The following is a 17,474-nucleotide window of genomic DNA, read 5'->3' on the forward strand; positions in this document are numbered from 1 at the left end:
TGTAGTGATGCTTGTGGCGTGCCTCCTCGTAGTTCTGCTGGTAGACGAGCCTGAACAATTCAAGGTCAAAACAGAGACAATAAGCTTCAGCGAGCTGTTGCGAAAATCTTTCCGGGAAAGCTTCAGCGAGCTAGCAAGCAACCTCCGCGAGGCCTTTACTTCTAGGGAGAAAAGCCTCCTCTTTATGCTTACCTCTATCTTCCTATGGTTTGTAGGATACAACGCTATTGAAACCTTTTTCACTAGCTATGCAAAGTACTACCTCGGAATCGGCGAAGCTACTGGATCCTTTATACTTGGCTTCGTTGCACTGGGCTTCCTGATATTCTCACTCCCAGCAGGCTTTATCGGCGCAAGACTTGGGAGGAAGAGAACAATGACACTGGGGCTTCTAATAGTCGTAGCTCTACTTTTTGTGGCTATGAGTTTTCCATCCAGGCTAGTGGGAAACCAGCTAATCTTGGCCTTTGAAGCGGTCTTCTTCGTTATAGGGATGGCTTGGGCACTAGTCAATGTTAACAGCTTGCCAACAGTAGTTGACATGACAACACGAGAAAAACTGGGCACATATACAGGTCTCTACTATTTTGCGTCTCAGCTGGCATCAATAATAGCTCCACCCATGGCGGGTCTCTTCATCGATCTTTCTGGATACTCTGTCCTCTTACCATACTCTATTACTTTCCTAGTCCTATCGGCTGTAACACTTCAGCTTGTACGGAGGGGAGAACCGAGAAGAGGCTACTAAAGGTCTATTTTATAAAATTGTTTGTTTCTATCTTGTGTAGCTTTGGGGTTTCTTTCTCAGCTATGTCTGTAATTCATGAAAGGTCAATGATGTCCTTAACGAGGAGCAATGCAAATGATAGTTTTTCTCTTAGATACCCAGGCAACTCGGCCATTTCCTGTATGTATTTCTGGGTGTGTGCAAAATCATCTAGGAGTTCGTCTCGATTTGCTTTACCCTCTAAAAAGAGCCTGACAGCCCCAGCCTGCAACCTACCCAGCCTTTCGGCAATTTCGCTTAGTCCTTGATTTTTGATGATCTCCTTGAGCATGCCTAGAGATTCATACGTGTCGCCCAGGTTTTCGAGGTTCTTAGCGACAAGCCTCATGTCTAGAAGTGAGAGTCTTTCTTCTGGCATAAGTGTCGGCTCCCTGAGTTTGCCCCTTATAAGCCTCACACTTAGAAAATACAGGCGGTCCACCCTGTCGTCCAGCTGTGACAATTCTTCTGCATTGCCTCTCTTACCTAGCAGTATGTCTACAGCCATGGAAAGCATTTCCCTTGTCACAGAGTCCATTCTCGCAATAATGGAGTGCAAATTGTAGTCTGGCTTAACAAAACACTGGAGCAAGAGCTTTCTATCGCTTTCTTCTACTAGTTCAAGTCCAAGAAGAATTCTTCGAGCATCTTCTATTCTCTCCAGTGCAGTTTTTCTGTCACATTTAGCGTCGAGCTCCACCTCTATAACTTCGTAGCCCCTTAGATAAGCTGACAAAACCTGTCTAAAGACTTCCCTATCACTGCTACAAATTATTTTTGCGTGGCTTATCCCTGTCTGGCTTCTCGTAGGGAGCTCAATTATAAGCGCCCCGTTTTCGAGGAAGTCCAGTTTAACATAAGAGTTTTCAAGCTCATTTATTTTTACCCATTCCTTCGGCAAGGATACGTAGTAGCTTCCACCTATCTGTAGAACCCTCCGATAGCTCATCACTCTATTAAACAAGTTAAACTTCAAAAACTTTATTTATCATAGCTAATCTTTCGTATACAGGATGAAGCTTCAAGAACTAAGCACAGCCTCACTCTTTGTCCTCTTGGCAGTAGCCTATCTCGTTTTCCAAATTTTTGCCCTGATAGAGGAAAACCTTCTAGCTGGCAGTCGAAGAAAAACCCAAAAGATACTTTTTACTTTCGACCCTTACAGGCAGTATCTCATCGTTCTGCCTAGACCCGCTACGAAGCTCCAAAAAGAACTAGTAGAGTGGTCAAAAATAGCAGGCTTCGGATTGTCGATAGACGGAAGCTTCAGGAAAAAACTGAGACATAAGCTTTCAATCGCGGAGCTTTCTCCAATAATTCTCTCTCTCAAACTCTTCTTGGAGCAGAAAGGCTACATTGTCGAAGCACACATGAAGGATCTTTTCCAAGCAACACCATTCGCCGAGGTACTCATAAAAGAAAGAACACTCAGCAAGCTTAAAAACAGGATTATATCGATGTTAACAAGCAAGGAGTAAGTTGGGTGTCATCCTATATGTCACTAACGATATACTTGGCAGAGCTAGCAACAACAATAATTTCGAAACTAGGACTGCCCGGAATATTCTTCCTAATGACGCTAGAGTCCGCACTCATACCAATACCAAGTGAAGCCATCATGGTCTTCGCGGGCTTCCTCGTATCCAAAGGAGAGATAAACTTCCTAGACGCAGTTCTAGCAGGCACCATGGGAAACTATGCAGGCTCGGCTATCCTATATTTCCTAGGCAAGAAATATGGCGCCCCAATGCTCCTCAGATATGGAAAGTACATCTTCATTTCCAAGAAACACATAGAAGAGGCCGAGAAATTTTTCCAGAAAAACGGCAAACTAGCGGTCTTCACGGGAAGAATGCTCCCAGCAGTGAGAACCGTCATAAGTCTCCCAGCCGGCATAGCCAAGATGGACTTCAAAACATTCACAATCTACACCATTCTAGGAAGCATACCGTGGAACATGGCCCTCACATACATAGGAATAGTTCTAGGCCAAAACTGGCACCTAATCCTACAATACTCGACCCTAATAGATTCAGCGGCAATAATTGCACTTATCGTTCTAATCGCTTACTTCTACATATCAAAAAAGCATGAGGTAAATCTTTTTTCATCACAGAATTCTCAGCGCGCTATTTACGATAAAAGTGGTAGTGAAAGTCATGACAAGTGATTTCTGGATTTTCAGTTGCGTATGCCGTGATCTTCTTTTTTACCTCAATAATTCTGGCAATAATAGTTGTAATTCTCATGAGATACTCAGCTAGAAACTTTTTTACACAGTTTTTGTGTCTTTGTTAATCATGGAAGGAGTAGACGTCGTCTACGAGCTGTATAATTTTCTCAGGGAGGAGAGGGAGAAGCACCAGAAAGAGCCTGGAACCGTATGGGTTACAGACCTCGTGTCCTGTAGCCTAAAGTCAAAGTACACGTCCCTGTATCCGGATTTGGTTGCCTCAGACGTCTTCAACCCGCCTACTATTGTGGGGACACTCATCCATAGGGGCCTAGAGGAGCTTCTCAAGAACATTTTCGAGACAAAACAGTTCAAGGTTGAAATAGAGCCAGAGACGAGCATGGAGCTGGAGCTACCTTCTGGCAAAGTGGTTTTGAAGGGTAGGGCAGACATTGTTCTCACTTCTCCACAGGGAGCAAGAATAGGGGTAGAAATAAAGTCGATGAGGGGAGACATGCCTACACCTCTCGAGCACCACGTGGACCAGGTCAAATTCTACAACTACATGTTCGGGCTCGAGAAAACTTTGCTGGTCTATGTCTCGCCCGACAGGGTTACACAGTACGAGGTAATCGAGAAGGCGAGCCAAGAAGAAATAGTGAAACGGCTCCTAGAGCCTGTTTCACCCCGCTATCCGTGGGAATGCAAGTACTGCCCCTTCAGCGTACTATGCCCAAACAAGTCTATTAAATAATGTTTAGGCTGTCTTTGAGGCGCGTCTCTGCCTATAGAGAAGAAAACCAGCCAGAAGCAAGCCCGCCAATGCCACAGCAACCACTAAGACCGTGCTGGGAAAAGACTCTCCCTCTGCCGGAAACACTGGGACATCCTCAAGGTTAAATGTGAGCGGCACAGTGCACGCCGAAAGCGGCCTATAGAGCCTGGTCTGGTTGAACGGCTTCCAGTACCCGTCCTCGTAGACAATACGCGTGTCCCAGCCCGCGTATCCAAGCCGGGCACACGAGACAATAGCCTCAATGTCTTCACGGCTAACGCCCCTCAGAACACCCATTTCGAGGAGCCTCTCAGCCTCTTTCTGTAGAACACGTCTAACCTCCGCTTCCGTAACGTTGTATAGAGCTTTTCCATTTACAAAGGGCACCTGAATCCTCATATAGCCATACTTGCCCCCCAGATACGTATCACCAAGGATAACAACGATCCTCGCGTCGTAGCCACTCCTATATGCAACCTCCTGACCGGAAAGCCTCACCGCGTATCCAGCCTCTACGAGCCTCGAATAGTCCAGGACGGCGCCCGGCTTGTTAAACACTATTTCTATAGCCGCAAGATCCTCCAGGGTTACACACGATGCACTAACAATTGGCAGGAGAATGAGTAATATAGAGATCGATACATACACTTCTTTATATCTCATCATGAACATTATTTAACACTGGGATTAAAAAGGTCTGCGACAGCATCTACGCTCTCAAGCCTAGCACCGTTCACAGTTTTTCGTCTATCAGAATGTTTATTTATTTCAGATTCTCATAAATAATCAGATAAATAGGTAGTGTAAGTACTGAGGTTCGGATCGGTAAAAGGCTGACTCTTGTTATACCCAGGAATGTAGCAGAAAAACCTGGCATAAAGGAAGGGGACAAAATAAAAATCACGGTCGTTGGAGACAAATTGGTGTTACAGCCTATCCGGGACGCTGTTTGGCTCTCGCTCTACGGGAAAAAGGTTGCAAAGGTTACATTAGAGGATCTTGAAGCTACAAGCATTGAGGAGCAGGATAAGTATGTTTAAGGTGCTAATTGATACGAGCATTTTGCTCCCAGAACTTGGAGTATAGATCGAAGGGCGCAGCGCTCAAAACTACAATAAAACACGGTCACCTTCAGGTTTTCGCAAATGGTTGATACACAGGCTTAATTGAACTAAAAAATTTAAAAATGTCTTTAAACGAGCATTTTACTATGAGCAGCGAAAACATACCCCTAAACATTAGGAAAACAATACAAAGACTAGTACTATGGATACTCCTTTACATCGTTATAACTGCCCTCATATTGACAACCATCCCGTCACTTATACCCCAAGTCAAGCCTGTAATAGACGCCTATGCGACCTACATCTCTATCGGTCTCTCATTGTTCTTCGGCTACATGATAATTAAGGCCTTCTCGGATCTCGTCTACTGGATGCTCCGCGTAAAGCACCCACACTCAACAGCCGCAGCCGTCAGGAGCCTCTTCACCATATTGGGCATAGGCGCACTAGCGGCCGGCATAGCTGGAGGCACAGCTGGCGGTGCGGCTGGCGTTGCACTAGGAGGCTTCATAGGAATGGTCATTGGATTCGCTACACAACAAGTGCTCGGCCAGGCCATAGCCGGTCTCTTCGTTCTACTCGTGAGGCCAATAAGGATAGGCGACAAGGTTAACGTCGCAGGGGAGGCAGGCATCGTAGAGGACATCTCCACCCTATTCACTGTTATCAGGAAGGACGACAACAGCCTTGCCCTTATACCGAACAACATGCTGATAGGTTCGAAGATATACATACTTGAAAGAGCCAAATAGAAAATTTCTTGTTTGCATTTCTTTGCAGAAAACAATTTCAGTCACTCTTTTTAGTGGATTATATGTGGTTAGAAGAGGGGCTGAAGCATGGCTTAGACAGGCCGAAAGAGACCTGAGAAAAGCCATAAATGATTTACAAACACAGGACTGGGATTCTGCGGCTTTTTGGTCCCAGCAGTCTGCCGGGAAGGCTCTCAAGGCATTATTAATGAACTCGGGCATAGTGTACCGGGGACACGAGCTCCTCGAAATAGCGCATGTAATTAGAAGCGAGGTCGGTATAGACACATCTGTTATCGACAAAGATCTCAGAGAGCTGACTATACACTATACGGTAGCAAGATATCCGGACGCTGCGAATGCCCTGCCATATGAGCTATATGACGAGGAAAAAGCGAGAGACCTAGTTGAGAGGGCAAAAAAGGTGGTAGAATGGGTAAAGCAAAATCTGCACTAGCCTCCCAGCACGAAGCCCTAGAAAGAGCAAAAAGCTTTGTCGAAAAAGCAAAGGCCAGAGCTTCCTGTTTGGGGCTGACCCTTCTAGGGGCCTACCTTGTCGGTAGTAGGGCTAGAGGAGACTACCTCAGAGACAGCGACATAGACATAATCCTTGTCGTTAAAGGTCTAAAGAATCTTAATTTTCTCGAAAGGCTCCAGCTCTTCACTGATACACTTGAACCCTCCATAGACCTCAGGATCTACGACGCCGAAGAATGGGAATCCACCGAAAACACCTGGATAAACCAGCTAAAACAAGAAGCCATAAAAATCGACACTTAACGTGAAATCCTTCTCGCGTAGCAAGGTCTAGGGAAAACACAAATGTAATGCCTGAAAAATCGTGCAACATTGGACGGCTCAAGAAAAACCTTACAGGTATACACATTCGAAGTTATATAGCTTTTTATTTTAAGTCCAGAACAAGCAATTCGTACTCGTCTAAGCTAACTAAAATCTTTGAGGCATCATTCTCTCTTCTTATCTCATAGCTCTTTCCGCTAAGGGGGCTCCAAACCTTTGCTACTTCATAACCTCTAAGCTCTATAGAAACTTCTTGGGGTACTATTGAAGAGGGAGGCCAAACACTTTCAGCTGTTGAGTGCCACATCAATGGGTCATCTATGTTACCCCGCACAATGACCCTTTTATCAAATGTCAGGTTAACCAGGTGTACAATTAGTTGTCCACTCCTCTGATATGGCTCCATAAGGACAATCCCCCTAGAATTTAGCTTGATTGGTGGCATGCCGCCACTCCATAAAGTCGAGTTTAATATCATTTTTTCATAGCTTGGGAGTCCAAGTCTCCAGTAAAGCCTGCCCAGCTGTCCCGAATAATATACAACACGCCGACTCGGATTGGCAACGATAGCCGGGGCTCTAGTGAAGTTTCCAATTAAAGGCGGAGATCTACCATTCTCATACTCATATCCAAACTCACTCTGAGGCTCTGCAACATAGCCTATAACGATGTCGTCAATTGGCTCTACTAGAATATGCCAGCCACTAAAGGGCGATGTTCTTCTAGTCTGGAAAACTCTATCATAGTCGCCCCACAAAATGTTTTTCTCATTTATCCCGGTAGTAATCGCATGTTCGCGCTCTAGAATTACATAGCTCCAGGGATACTTTAGCAACCCCTTAAATGACACTCCCAGAATATCTTTGAGCTGGAACTCTTCCAGTAGGCTACCCTTCTCATCCATGAGTGATGTTGAGTACGTTGCTACAAGACCATTCCCCTCTCTAACGTAGCTCACAAGGTTTTTTGAACCCGCCTTAGAAAGGGAGGCGACGCTCCCAAGTAAAAGAACTTTATATTCAGAGAAAGAGCCTGTGTCCAGCTGATTGTCAGCTATGAAGTCAACAGGGTAGCCATTATAAAGTAAAGCATAGTAAAATCCTCTAGCATCATCCGTTACATGCCTTGGATCATTACGTCCCCACCAGTCCCTACTCCTGTTAGAATAAACCACTCCAGCATACTTAACTCTCGTTACATCTTTCATAAATTCTTCCAGCTTCTCTACTTCTCCAAAAGTTTCTTTAACAGGCTCCTTAAAAGATGGTGATTGGATATACGTAGAGCTGAAAACTAAAACCATTGGCTCGCCGCCTGCGGCAAAAATCTCCCTGATTCCCTGTCTAAGAACCACAGGTGATGTAGAAGTCGTCGTTAAAGCCATATGAAAACTATTACGCGTAGACCAGACTCTTTTCCCACCGCTAAGGGCCTTGGTAAGCTTTACGATTTCATCCAGAAACCCTACAGGCTGATAGTCTGCCTCGGAGGCCTCCGCGAAGACGACGTCCAAATAATTCCTTGCCATCTCAACAATAGTGTTAGCCCTGCCTTTCCAACCAGCGGGATGACTATTATAGGCAAGAAGAGTTCCGGGATAATGCGTCTTTACGTTTTCCCATATTTTTTTGAGGGCGTCCACATTGACTTTGTATCTCCACAGGAAACTTTCACGGTAAGCCAGGCTATCCCAGTCATCTCTCTGTGGAAGTTCTCTACCCATCTCTTCTTTAAACTTTGTCTGACAATAGTTGCAGAAACATGCTTTCTCTAGGTCAGGCATATACCTAAATGAATCAAGAAAAACTCCATCAACATCGTACTTTAAAACTTCCACTGCCTCTCTTACAACATAGTCGAGAAATGGGCTATTTAGGCACATTAGGGGCCATCTTAGAGGAGGATTTTTCTCTAAGCTAGGGTTGGTATCCATGTGAATAACTTCCCCTTTAAGGTTTCTCTGAACCCACTCAGGGTTCTGACTATACAACTCGGGATTTGTTGTGTGACCAATCATTACAATAACTTTGATTCCATCTTTTTTTGCTTCTTGTATAACCTCCCTCAAGAAATCTCTTTTTTCCAGTTTTGATGTTTTTCTCAGGACGTCACTGTCAAAATATGCTCTCCCCCAAGCATCCCTCGCAAAGAGAACAATAGTGTCACTGTGTAGCTCTCTTGCTAAATTCACTACATCAGAACCGGTAATTTTATCAAGATAAATGAGATCTTTGTCTTCAAAATTGAATTGTAGGATACGAGCCATTAACATGCACCTCTTACCTCAACCCTGCTAGCGGCAATATCCTCAATTATTGCGTCTTGAGCGCCTATTGTTACGGTATTGCCATTTACCTTTATCGTGAGCTGTGCAATTCCTCTACTATCCTCAAACAACGTATTCACAAGCTCACCCTCAACCATGCAGTCCTCACCTGTTCGCACATATCTCCCATAAACAAGGACACGCAACCTACACTTCTTCTGTAAAAGTTTTTGCGCCTCGTAAAGCGCAAGCCTAAATATTGTAAAACTCGTCGGTAGCTTTATATTTTCATCACGGATTATTTCGCTTCTGATCCATCTAAAAAAGAAGTCTTGTTCCAGATAATCGATTATAACAGGGTCCTCTATGATAAGCCCATAGTTAGGCTTTTCTAAGAGACTTCTTCGTCTCTGGGACAGCACAGCTACACGTGAATCAGAAATAACTACTAAATCTCCAGACACATATTTCCTAATTTTTCTAAGTTTCGGCAGTTTTGAATAGTCTATGTTGATCCCGGGAACCTCGTACAACAGAACATATGTATTTACGCCCTCTTTTTCCTTTAATTCAATAGTCTCATTTAAATACTTTACAAATTCAAAGTCACCACATACAATAAGATCAACTGTTGCATTGTGTGCTGCTTCTTCAGCTCTTGCAAGGAATGTTCTCCAATTTTTCAAAGTATATACATTTGGTTCCTCGGATGCAAGTTTTTGTTTTCTTGGCGCTGTGGCCTTAAGTCTTTCAAGTATTCTAGCCCGAAGTGACTCCGTTTTTTCTATGTAAAGTTTTTCAAGTACACTGGGCGAAACCGCCCTATAGACGACAGGTCGACTACTACTTGCCTCTATAAGCCCTTTAGAGACAAGTTCCTTGATATAATAGTAAAGCTGTGAAGTTTTTGCCTCCATTTTTTCTGTCAGTTCGCTTAGTGTGAGAGGTCCTTCTTGCAAGAGCTTAAGGTAGACTTCACATCCGAATTTACTTATGCCTAGCAACGAAAATACTTCGGCAACCTCTTCTTCACATTTTATTTCCCCTATGCTTTCAGTCATGGCAACCGCTCAAATATTTTAGCTCTGAAATTATTTATAAATTTTTTTATGAAATATTTCTAAAATAATGCAGTTTAAAGAAAATAGATGAATCGACAATATAAGTCAACCCGAAAAAAATATAAATATCTTTTTTCAATGATTAACTTGGCGAAAAATACATGAACGAAATTATGAAAAACAATTCGGCGATAATGGTTGTAGCGATACTTCTCGTTGCTGTCATTATTGGAGCACTCGCATACTATCTTCTTAGACCTCCAGCTTCTCAGCCGGTTCCGGAAAAACGTCCATTTACAAAAATTATCTTCGCATCAACACAGCTTTCACAACCACAAGAACAGTCCTTTACAATAGGTCTTCTCTCAGCACTACTTAACGAGAAAAACATACAGGCTGTATTTGTACCCCTTGGTTATTCAGACATGGTTTCCAAATTAAAGGCAGAAGTCTCATCAGGCTCTGTTTCAGTAAGCCTTATAGGAGGATTGTCAACAGAAATAGATTATTTTGCAAGCCAAGGCTGGCTGGAAGATCTTTCTAGATATGGAACCTTGCCTGGAAGAACCTTTACCAGTTCTGTCATGAACGTTGTAGAGCAACAGAAGAAACAGTATGGCATACAAACATTTGTACCATGGATGACAGCAACCTTTGTTATTGTAGTCAACAACAAGGCCTTTGACTACTTGCCTGCAGGGCTTACTAAGGAAGACGTAATTAAGGGAACCGATAAATGGACGTGGGACGCGTTAGTAGCTTGGGCAAAAAACATATACGAGAAAACAGGTGAAAAAAGGGTAGGATTACCCGCTGGTTCTGGCGGCTTGTTACACAGGCTTATCCATGGATATCTTTACGTATCATACACAGGTTATCAAGCCAGAAAATTTAACTCACCTGAAGCTGTAGCTATGTGGAACAAGTTAAAGGAACTTTGGAACTACTGTCACCCAGAAAGCACAACATGGTCTGCCATGGCAGACCCACTTTTAAAGGGCGACGTGTGGATTGCATGGGATCATACAGCAAGAATAATCTCTGCCATTAAAACAAAGCCAGATGATTTTACTGTTGTCCCCGTTCCAAGGGGACCCGCTGGTAGAGGCTATATCCTTGTGTTGGCTGGACTAGCTATACCAAAAGGTGCACCAAATCCAGAAGCGGCATGGGAGGTTATAGAATTCTTGACTAGACCAGAGAATCAAGCAAGGATAGCCGAAAATGTTGGCTTCTTCCCAGTAGTTAAAGAAGCTACTCCCACAATAGTGGATCCCGGAGTGAAAAAAGTAGCAGAAGGTGTCAGTACTCAGATGTCTGTAGCCGACGGCATACCCGTAGCCATACCTAGTCTTGGAGCTAAAGCAGGTGATTTTGTGGCAATGTACCGCACAGCATTTGAAAGAATAGTGCTGAAAGGGGAGGATGCGTCGACTGTACTTTCACAACTTGATCCTCAACTTCAGGCAATCTTCCGCGATCTAAACATTCAAGCTCCCTAGACTATAATCTCTCTAGGGTTGAAAGCATGGAACAAAAAATACGTATTTTTTTTCCTTATTTCCTAATTTTACCAACACTTATCTATGAAGTCTTCATTAGCGCATATCCCATAGCTTATGCTATTGGAATGGCATTTTCAGGCAATCCTCCCGCTTTAGTCCAATTATTCCAAGACTTTGAGAGATTCAAGGAAGTAATTTTTTACACTATTCTGATTATAGTTACTGTTATTCCCTTACAACTCATAATCGCAATATTTGCATCGATATTTTTCTTGAACCGTTTTAGGGGCAGGGAACTCGTGCTTTACTTTTTTATTCTTCCTGTGGCTATCAGCGAAGTAGCTGGGGCGCTTTTCTGGTATACAATGTTTTCCTCTAGCGGTTTACTAAACAAACTCTTAATATGGCTAGGTGTGATGCATAATCCAGTATACTTCTTTGGATACGAATTTAGGGACAGGACACTCTTAGTTATAGTTTTAGAAGAGGTGTGGAGGGCAACAGCAATTGTCTTTACTATTATATATGCTGGCATACAAATGATTAATAGGGAATACTTTGAGGCAGCAGATGTATTCGGCTTTAACTTTTGGCAGAAACTTAGATACATAACGGTGCCTTTGCTCAAACCATCAATTCAAACAGCACTTATCATCAGGACGCTCTTTGCATTTCAAATTGTGGGGCCTATTCTCATCCTTGGAGGAGAGTATATAAGAGTGATGGCTACAGAGGTCGTGTACTGGTATTCTCAAAGAATGGATCCATACATCGCTAGTGCATGGGCTGTTCTCGTTGGCGTTGTAACTTTTGTACTTAGCATTCTCTATATAAGGATGTTTAGGGCAGGTGAGGGGGCATAATATGAGGAAAGTTTTGGTATATCTTATCGCGTTTCTCATTTCTCTCTGGATTTTAACCCCAATAATCTACACAGTCTTGGCATCATTCGCTGATATATTAGACTATTACCAGCATTTGATTCCCCAGAAATACACGCTAAAGTATTATGAAGAGTACTGGAGACTTGGCGTTGGCGACGCGCTTGTCAGAAGCATAGAGATAGGTGTCTTAACGGTTCTGTTAAGCTTCCTCATAGGAATACCAGCTGGCTACGCTATAGGAAGACTAAAATTTAGAGGAAGGAACTCTATTCAGCTAACTATCCTCTTCTTTAGAGTTTTACCAATTGTTGTAATGGCAGTCCCCCTGGCAGTGGTTTTCTTGAAAATCGGGTTGTATGATACAATATTTGGGGTAACGCTCGCACATACAGCAATTGCACTTCCATTTGTCGTTCTCATAACCTCAAGCATCTTTGCAAGTGTTCCCAGGGATCTAGAAGAAGCAGGCACAGTGTTTGGTCTTAGTTCTTTACAAATATTCACAAAGATAACTCTTCCATTAGTTGCTCCCGGACTAGCAGCTGCCGGAATGTTTGCGTTCCTCATTTCCTGGAACGAGGTTGTAGCTTCAACGATCCTTACATATCTAAACAGAACTCTTCCAGCAGCTGTTTTAGCTCCCTACGTTATGGGTATGGGTGCTGCAGGTCAGTTGCCAGACCCCTACAGGTTTGCTGCGGCAACCATTATGATAATCCCTGCATTTTTATTCATGGCATATATTAGGAAATATTTGACAGCTATGTGGGGTTCTGCAGGGGTGAGATAGACATGGTAAGTGTCGAACTACAGAATATTGTCAAAAAGTATAGAAATGTTACAGCTGTAGACAATGTATCCTTTAAAGTAGATCACGGTGAATTTTTTGTCCTGTTAGGTCCATCTGGATGCGGCAAGACAACTACGCTGAGAATAATAGCTGGTCTCGAAACTCCTGATAGCGGCAGAGTCTTATTTGACGGGAGAGACGTCACCAATGTGCCAGCTAAAAACAGGAACATTGGAATGGTCTTTCAAAGCTATGCAGTTTGGCCTCATATGAAGGTCTACGATAATATTGCTCTCCCGCTTCAGATAAAGAAACTGTCAAGAGAAGAAATAGAAAAAAGAGTAAAGGCTGCCGCACAAATGGTTAATATTGCGCATTTACTTGATAGGTATCCCTTCCAGCTCTCTGGAGGTGAGAAGCAGAGAGTCGCTGTAGCTAGAGCTTTGGCCTTCGAGCCAAATATTTTGTTAATGGATGAGCCTTTAAGCAACCTCGATGCATTATTGAGAGTCCAGGCTAGGGCTGAACTAGTTAAACTACAGAAAGAGCTCAAGATAACAACTATCTATGTTACCCACGACCAAACTGAAGCCATGGTATTAGCAGACCGTGTTGCAGTAATGAATAAAGGCAGAATAATGCAGATAGGAACGCCTGACGAAATCTACAATAGACCAGTGAATAGATTTGTGGCACACTTTATAGGCACGCCTCCTATAAACTTCTTTGCTGGAACAGTAGAGGAAGGCTATATCAATGCGGGTTTCCTAGTTATACCATTCAAAAATATACCCCCAGGGCTTGTTGGAAAAAAGGTAACAATAGGTATAAGACCCAATGATATCTCGATCTCTCCCATTGAACAAAGCATACCTGTGAAGGGAAAACTAGTTGTTGCAGAAAATCTAGGTAGCGAATTTATTCTACACGTTGCTATCGGAGATGTTGTCCTAAGAGTTTTGTCAAAGAATAAACCAGCAAAGGAGGAGGTAACTCTATATGTAGATAAAACAAAGCTACATATATTTAGTGAAGAAGAAACCAGAATAAACATTCTCCCAGCATAAAATATTTTTTCTTGGGTCTTATAGCTAGGCGGTCTTTAATTATGTCCTCATTGTAGGAGCTTGCATGCTTCACGGTAGATTGGGTCTAGGAATTCATAGTTCTTTATTATGCTCATGTCTTCGAGGCTTCTCAATATGTTGCTTAAAACGCTGCTTGAAATCGTTGTGCCCTCTTTTTCTTCTAGGTATTCTTTAACCTGGCTCCATGTCTTTCTGCCCTCTGCTATTGCCCTGAGGACTAGCCCATATCTTCTGGGGTTGTCCCGGGTCATGTTTCTCAGCTCTTCTAGCGCAGTTCTTACGGCAATGGACTTTATCTTTTCGATGTCTGCTTCGCCCCTCGCGTAGGCGTTGCCGAAGAATGTTAGCCAGCCTGGTATCCCGTCGAAGTGTTCATAGGCCACTTCGAGGACTTCCTCACTTACCCTTAGGTTTAGCTGGGCAAAACCTTTTCTCAGAAAGTCTATAGACTGCTCCCTGCTGAGCCTCTCAAGCTTTACCTCGACATAGTATCTTCCATAAAGCGGAGACCTTGAGTCCTCTATACCAATAAAATCGTATAGCAACCCCACTTCTGAGCCAGTAAGAATAAAGGAAATATTCTTGTCATAGTCATAGGCGTGTGCAATAGCATCCTTAAGCTCTGATGACCTCGGTCCCCTCAGCCTCTGTGCCTCATCAATAGCAATGACAATCTTTTTCTTGTTTAGCCGGTCAAACAGCTCTACTAGGCTCAGAGAGTCGCTCCCCCTCCAAGAAACCTCGACCTCGACCCCCATAACTCTTAACCCACGGATACCCATGAGCAAGTCTTTGATTTTGTCAAGGGAGCCGCTGAGCCCTTGAGCTATAAGCCGAAACAAATCGCTCCTGCTGTAGTTCCTCCTCAGCGACCTCGCATCTATGAGTACATAGGGAATATCCAGCTCGCTGAGTGCAACTCTGAGCACAGAAGTCTTTCCTATACGCCTTATACCTGTAAGCAAGATTAAGGGTCTCCCTATACTTCTCTTTAATTCTTCTATCTCTTTTTCCCTATCGTATAGGTCTTCTCTTCTCTCCTTCGGCCTCTCATCAAACAGCAACTTCTACCCCAGAACATAACTTCTGCCCCAGAATATATACTTAACCTTAATCCATTACTCGGGACAAAAACTAGTCATAAATTACCGCTAAAAGTTAAACAGAAAAGTCAAACTAGAAAAGTAAAGTAAACCATAAAAGCATGTATGAATTAATGTATTATGCAGGAATTTTCAAGAGTAATTGATTTTCATGTTCACCCACCTCTTGATGCTGAAGATAAGGGCGTCAGTGCAAAGAGCATCGCTGAGGAGCTACTTGACTTAATGGACAAGAGTGGGGTCTCGAAGGCAGTCATACTGCCAATAGCCCCATAGATTTCCAACAACTACATATACAAGATAGTCGAAGTGGAGCCGAGAAGGCTAGTAGGCTTTGCATCGGTTGTTCCCAACCCCGCGGATAAGGCGGTGAAGGAGCTAGAGAGGGCTGTCTCGGACTTGGGCTTGAGGGGGCTTAAGCTTCATCCAGGCATGCAGGGCTTCTGCCTAAGGAGCACGCACGTCTGGAAGGTTCTGAGGAGAGCGGGCGAGCTAGGAATACCGGTAATCTTGCACGCCCTATGGATGGATGAATCAAGCCTTTACTTCAAGAGTCCATACAAGCCTTGGGAAAACCCCCTAGAAGACTACGCCCTCCTACCTTACATTGCACCTGAGACAAGATTGATCTACGCACACATGGGAGGCCTCCTCCACTTTAAAGAAGTCTTCAACATTGCTACGCACAGGAACGTATACCTAGATACGTCGTACAGCATTATCACTATTGCTCGTGAGGTGGGTCTCGAAAGGCTAGCTCATTACATCAAGTTGCTTGGAGCAGAGAAGATCCTGTTTGGAAGCGACTTGGTTCCAGGCCTAACCCCCGAAGATTTAGGGCCTAAAAAGCAGATCGAGCTTATCAATAGACTCCCCCTAAGCCAAGAGGAAAAAGAAAAAATACTATTTAAAAATGCCCTACAGCTAATGGGAACTTCCTGAAAAGCTATTGTGCTCGGTTAATAGTCACGAACCTTGCTACGTTAGGGAAGAAATAAAAAGGAAGCTTGGGATTTTCAATACCAAGACTTTAAATATTTCTTGGGATTCTAAATACCAAGATGGAATCACTGAATCCATGGTGGAAGGGCAAAGAGGCTTTCGAAGAAGACGAGGACTACAAAAAGTGGAGGCAAAGCAGTGTAAGATGGGTGCCCCAGCTATTAGAAGAAATTGAGCTAGAGGCTCCTGCTCTTCATTTCCTTTTTGGTCCACGACAAGTCGGCAAGACGACACTTTTGAAGCTTCTTATTGGAAAACTTCTTCAAGTAGTTGATAATCCCAGGGCAATTTTCTACTACAGATGTGACTTGCTCGCCGACTACAAGGAACTCAATAGTGTGCTCATGGAATACTTGAAAATAAAAAGGAACGAGGTTCTCCGGGTCTCGTTTATTTTTCTAGACGAGGTTACCTTCCCGAGGGAGTGGTATAGAGCAATCAAATACATGGTTGACAGGGGCTATCTTCAAAACGATATAGTGGTTCTCACGGGCTCTCTAAGCATGTATGCGAAAAGAGAAGTAGAAACATTCCCAGGTAGGAGGGGTCGAGGCAGGGACTACGTTTTATACCCGTTAAGCTTCAGGGAATACATAAAGGTTTCAAGGCCAGACCTATACGGAAAACTCGAGGAAATCAGAGACTTTAGCCCGAAAGAAATACGCGAGAAGTGCTTGAAGCTCATCCCTTGGAGGGAAGAACTAAACAAACTGTTTGAAACATACCTAGTAACTGGAGGCTTCCCACTGGCAGTGAAGACCTACCTAGAGAATAGAAGCATAAGCAGAGAGGTGAAGGAGACTTATCTTTCAGCATTTCTCTACGACCTGGCAAAACTAAGGAGAAACGAGGCAATAGCCAAAAGAGTCATAAAAGCCATAATCGAGAAGCTACCCTCTCCGGTGAGTCTCAACAGCATAGCAAAAGAGTTCGAAATAAGGTCACACAAAACAGTTTTCCAATACTTAGACCTCTTCGAGAAACTATTCATCGCCAAGAACCTCTACTTCGTGGACCCCGACAAGGCTGTTGAGGTATTCTACAAGGAGAGAAAAGTACATCTCACGGACCCATTCCTCTACGAGGTCTTCTCGGAGTGGTGCCACGTCCAAAAGCCCGACGAGTCAAAAATAGTGGAAAGCGTGGTAGCAACACATCTAGCCAGAAGGTTCAGGGTAGGCTACTGGAGAAACAGAACAGAGATTGATGTGATCCTCCCCGACCTTTCACTGGGATTCGAGATTAAATGGGCCGAAAAAACAAAATTATACCCCAAGAGCATAGGAAAAATCAAAAACATAGTCTACCTCACAAAAGAAGAATTCTCAGACGAGCCACTTGCAGTCCCCACAAGCGTGTTCCTGAGCTGTCTAAAATTATAGATTCTTGCCTGGAGCAGTTGGACTCAACTGGATATGTTAAGTTTTAATAACAGCCCCTATAC

Annotated in this window: 20 protein-coding genes; 15 read left to right on the forward strand and 5 right to left on the reverse strand. The window is 43.6% G+C overall.

Annotated elements, in window-relative coordinates; genetic code table 11:
• Window positions 1-748: MFS transporter (locus tag QW772_08345; protein MEM0038919.1), on the forward strand; the 748-nt coding region annotated here is incomplete at its 5' end.
• A 73-nt stretch (window positions 749-821) separates the two neighbouring features.
• Here the strand turns inward: QW772_08345 and QW772_08350 are convergent.
• A complete protein-coding gene (locus QW772_08350) occupies window positions 822-1,715 on the reverse strand; it encodes a phosphate uptake regulator PhoU (GenBank protein ID MEM0038920.1) in 894 nt (297 codons plus the stop codon).
• A gap of 64 nt (window positions 1,716-1,779) precedes the next feature.
• Between QW772_08350 and QW772_08355 the strand changes: the two genes are divergently transcribed.
• The 3 genes from QW772_08355 (at window position 1,780) to QW772_08365 (ending at window position 3,693) form a co-directional block, all read left to right on the forward strand.
• Window positions 1,780-2,244 carry a hypothetical protein gene (locus QW772_08355; GenBank protein MEM0038921.1) on the forward strand — a complete coding sequence of 155 codons (465 nt, stop codon included), beginning with the start codon at window positions 1,780-1,782 and terminating at the stop codon, window positions 2,242-2,244.
• A gap of 17 nt (window positions 2,245-2,261) precedes the next feature.
• Window positions 2,262-2,936: a DedA family protein gene (locus tag QW772_08360; GenBank protein ID MEM0038922.1), complete on the forward strand. Its 675-nt coding sequence runs from the start codon at window positions 2,262-2,264 to the stop codon at window positions 2,934-2,936.
• Window positions 2,937-3,066: 130 nt separating this feature from the next.
• Window positions 3,067-3,693 (forward strand): PD-(D/E)XK nuclease family protein, encoded by a 627-nt coding sequence (locus QW772_08365; protein MEM0038923.1) that lies wholly within the window; start codon window positions 3,067-3,069, stop codon window positions 3,691-3,693.
• Window positions 3,694-3,696: 3 nt separating this feature from the next.
• Here QW772_08365 and QW772_08370 read toward each other — a convergent pair whose 3' ends face one another.
• Window positions 3,697-4,386, reverse strand: a complete 690-nt coding sequence (locus QW772_08370; GenBank protein MEM0038924.1) for a hypothetical protein — start codon at window positions 4,384-4,386, stop codon at window positions 3,697-3,699.
• Between the two features lie 149 nt (window positions 4,387-4,535).
• On the opposite strand from QW772_08370, the gene QW772_08375 reads away from it, so the two are divergent.
• The 4 genes from QW772_08375 to QW772_08390 all read left to right on the forward strand — a co-directional run bounded on the left by QW772_08375 (window position 4,536) and on the right by QW772_08390 (window position 6,310).
• Window positions 4,536-4,754: an AbrB/MazE/SpoVT family DNA-binding domain-containing protein gene (locus QW772_08375; protein ID MEM0038925.1), complete on the forward strand. Its 219-nt coding sequence runs from the start codon at window positions 4,536-4,538 to the stop codon at window positions 4,752-4,754.
• A 170-nt stretch (window positions 4,755-4,924) separates the two neighbouring features.
• Window positions 4,925-5,530, forward strand: a complete 606-nt coding sequence (locus QW772_08380; protein ID MEM0038926.1) for a mechanosensitive ion channel — start codon at window positions 4,925-4,927, stop codon at window positions 5,528-5,530.
• 64 nt (window positions 5,531-5,594) lie between these two features.
• On the forward strand, window positions 5,595-5,987 hold the full coding sequence (locus tag QW772_08385; protein ID MEM0038927.1) for a HEPN domain-containing protein: 393 nt from the start codon (window positions 5,595-5,597) through the stop codon (window positions 5,985-5,987).
• Window positions 5,963-6,310 (forward strand): nucleotidyltransferase domain-containing protein, encoded by a 348-nt coding sequence (locus QW772_08390; GenBank protein ID MEM0038928.1) that lies wholly within the window; start codon window positions 5,963-5,965, stop codon window positions 6,308-6,310. Before QW772_08385 ends, QW772_08390 begins: the two co-directional genes overlap by 25 nt.
• 124 nt (window positions 6,311-6,434) lie before the next feature.
• On the opposite strand, the gene QW772_08395 is transcribed toward QW772_08390, so the two are convergent.
• Together QW772_08395 and QW772_08400 are read right to left on the reverse strand one after the other, a co-directional pair.
• Window positions 6,435-8,597: a beta-galactosidase trimerization domain-containing protein gene (locus tag QW772_08395; GenBank protein MEM0038929.1), complete on the reverse strand. Its 2,163-nt coding sequence runs from the start codon at window positions 8,595-8,597 to the stop codon at window positions 6,435-6,437.
• Entirely contained in the window at window positions 8,597-9,658 is a 1,062-nt protein-coding gene (locus QW772_08400; GenBank protein MEM0038930.1) for a TrmB family transcriptional regulator sugar-binding domain-containing protein, read from the reverse strand. The genes QW772_08395 and QW772_08400 overlap by 1 nt, the downstream gene beginning before the upstream one ends.
• A 194-nt stretch (window positions 9,659-9,852) precedes the next feature.
• On the opposite strand from QW772_08400, the gene QW772_08405 reads away from it, so the two are divergent.
• The 4 genes from QW772_08405 to QW772_08420 are packed head-to-tail and all read left to right on the forward strand — an operon-like array spanning window position 9,853 to window position 13,904.
• Entirely contained in the window at window positions 9,853-11,160 is a 1,308-nt protein-coding gene (locus tag QW772_08405) for an extracellular solute-binding protein (protein ID MEM0038931.1), read from the forward strand.
• A gap of 26 nt (window positions 11,161-11,186) precedes the next feature.
• On the forward strand, window positions 11,187-12,026 hold the full coding sequence (locus QW772_08410; protein MEM0038932.1) for a sugar ABC transporter permease: 840 nt from the start codon (window positions 11,187-11,189) through the stop codon (window positions 12,024-12,026).
• 1 nt (window position 12,027) lies between these two features.
• Window positions 12,028-12,837, forward strand: a complete 810-nt coding sequence (locus tag QW772_08415) for a carbohydrate ABC transporter permease (GenBank protein MEM0038933.1) — start codon at window positions 12,028-12,030, stop codon at window positions 12,835-12,837.
• Between the two features lie 2 nt (window positions 12,838-12,839).
• Window positions 12,840-13,904 carry an ABC transporter ATP-binding protein gene (locus QW772_08420; protein MEM0038934.1) on the forward strand — a complete coding sequence of 355 codons (1,065 nt, stop codon included), beginning with the start codon at window positions 12,840-12,842 and terminating at the stop codon, window positions 13,902-13,904.
• A gap of 47 nt (window positions 13,905-13,951) precedes the next feature.
• Here the strand turns inward: QW772_08420 and QW772_08425 are convergent, their stop codons facing one another.
• Window positions 13,952-14,989 (reverse strand): ATP-binding protein, encoded by a 1,038-nt coding sequence (locus QW772_08425; protein MEM0038935.1) that lies wholly within the window; start codon window positions 14,987-14,989, stop codon window positions 13,952-13,954.
• Window positions 14,990-15,148: 159 nt separating this feature from the next.
• Here QW772_08425 and QW772_08430 point away from each other — a divergent pair, with 159 nt between their 5' ends.
• The 3 genes from QW772_08430 to QW772_08440 all read left to right on the forward strand — a co-directional run bounded on the left by QW772_08430 (window position 15,149) and on the right by QW772_08440 (window position 17,412).
• A complete protein-coding gene (locus tag QW772_08430) occupies window positions 15,149-15,304 on the forward strand; it encodes a hypothetical protein (protein MEM0038936.1) in 156 nt (51 codons plus the stop codon).
• 15 nt (window positions 15,305-15,319) lie between these two features.
• Window positions 15,320-15,970 carry an amidohydrolase family protein gene (locus tag QW772_08435; protein ID MEM0038937.1) on the forward strand — a complete coding sequence of 217 codons (651 nt, stop codon included), beginning with the start codon at window positions 15,320-15,322 and terminating at the stop codon, window positions 15,968-15,970.
• Window positions 15,971-16,089: 119 nt separating this feature from the next.
• The gene (locus QW772_08440; GenBank protein ID MEM0038938.1) at window positions 16,090-17,412 is read left to right on the forward strand and encodes an ATP-binding protein; all 1,323 of its coding nucleotides are present in this window, start codon (window positions 16,090-16,092) and stop codon (window positions 17,410-17,412) included.
• Window positions 17,413-17,474 lie beyond the last annotated feature (62 nt).

This window comes from Zestosphaera sp. (assembly GCA_038727705.1).
GTDB lineage: Archaea > Thermoproteota > Thermoprotei_A > Sulfolobales > NBVN01 > Zestomicrobium.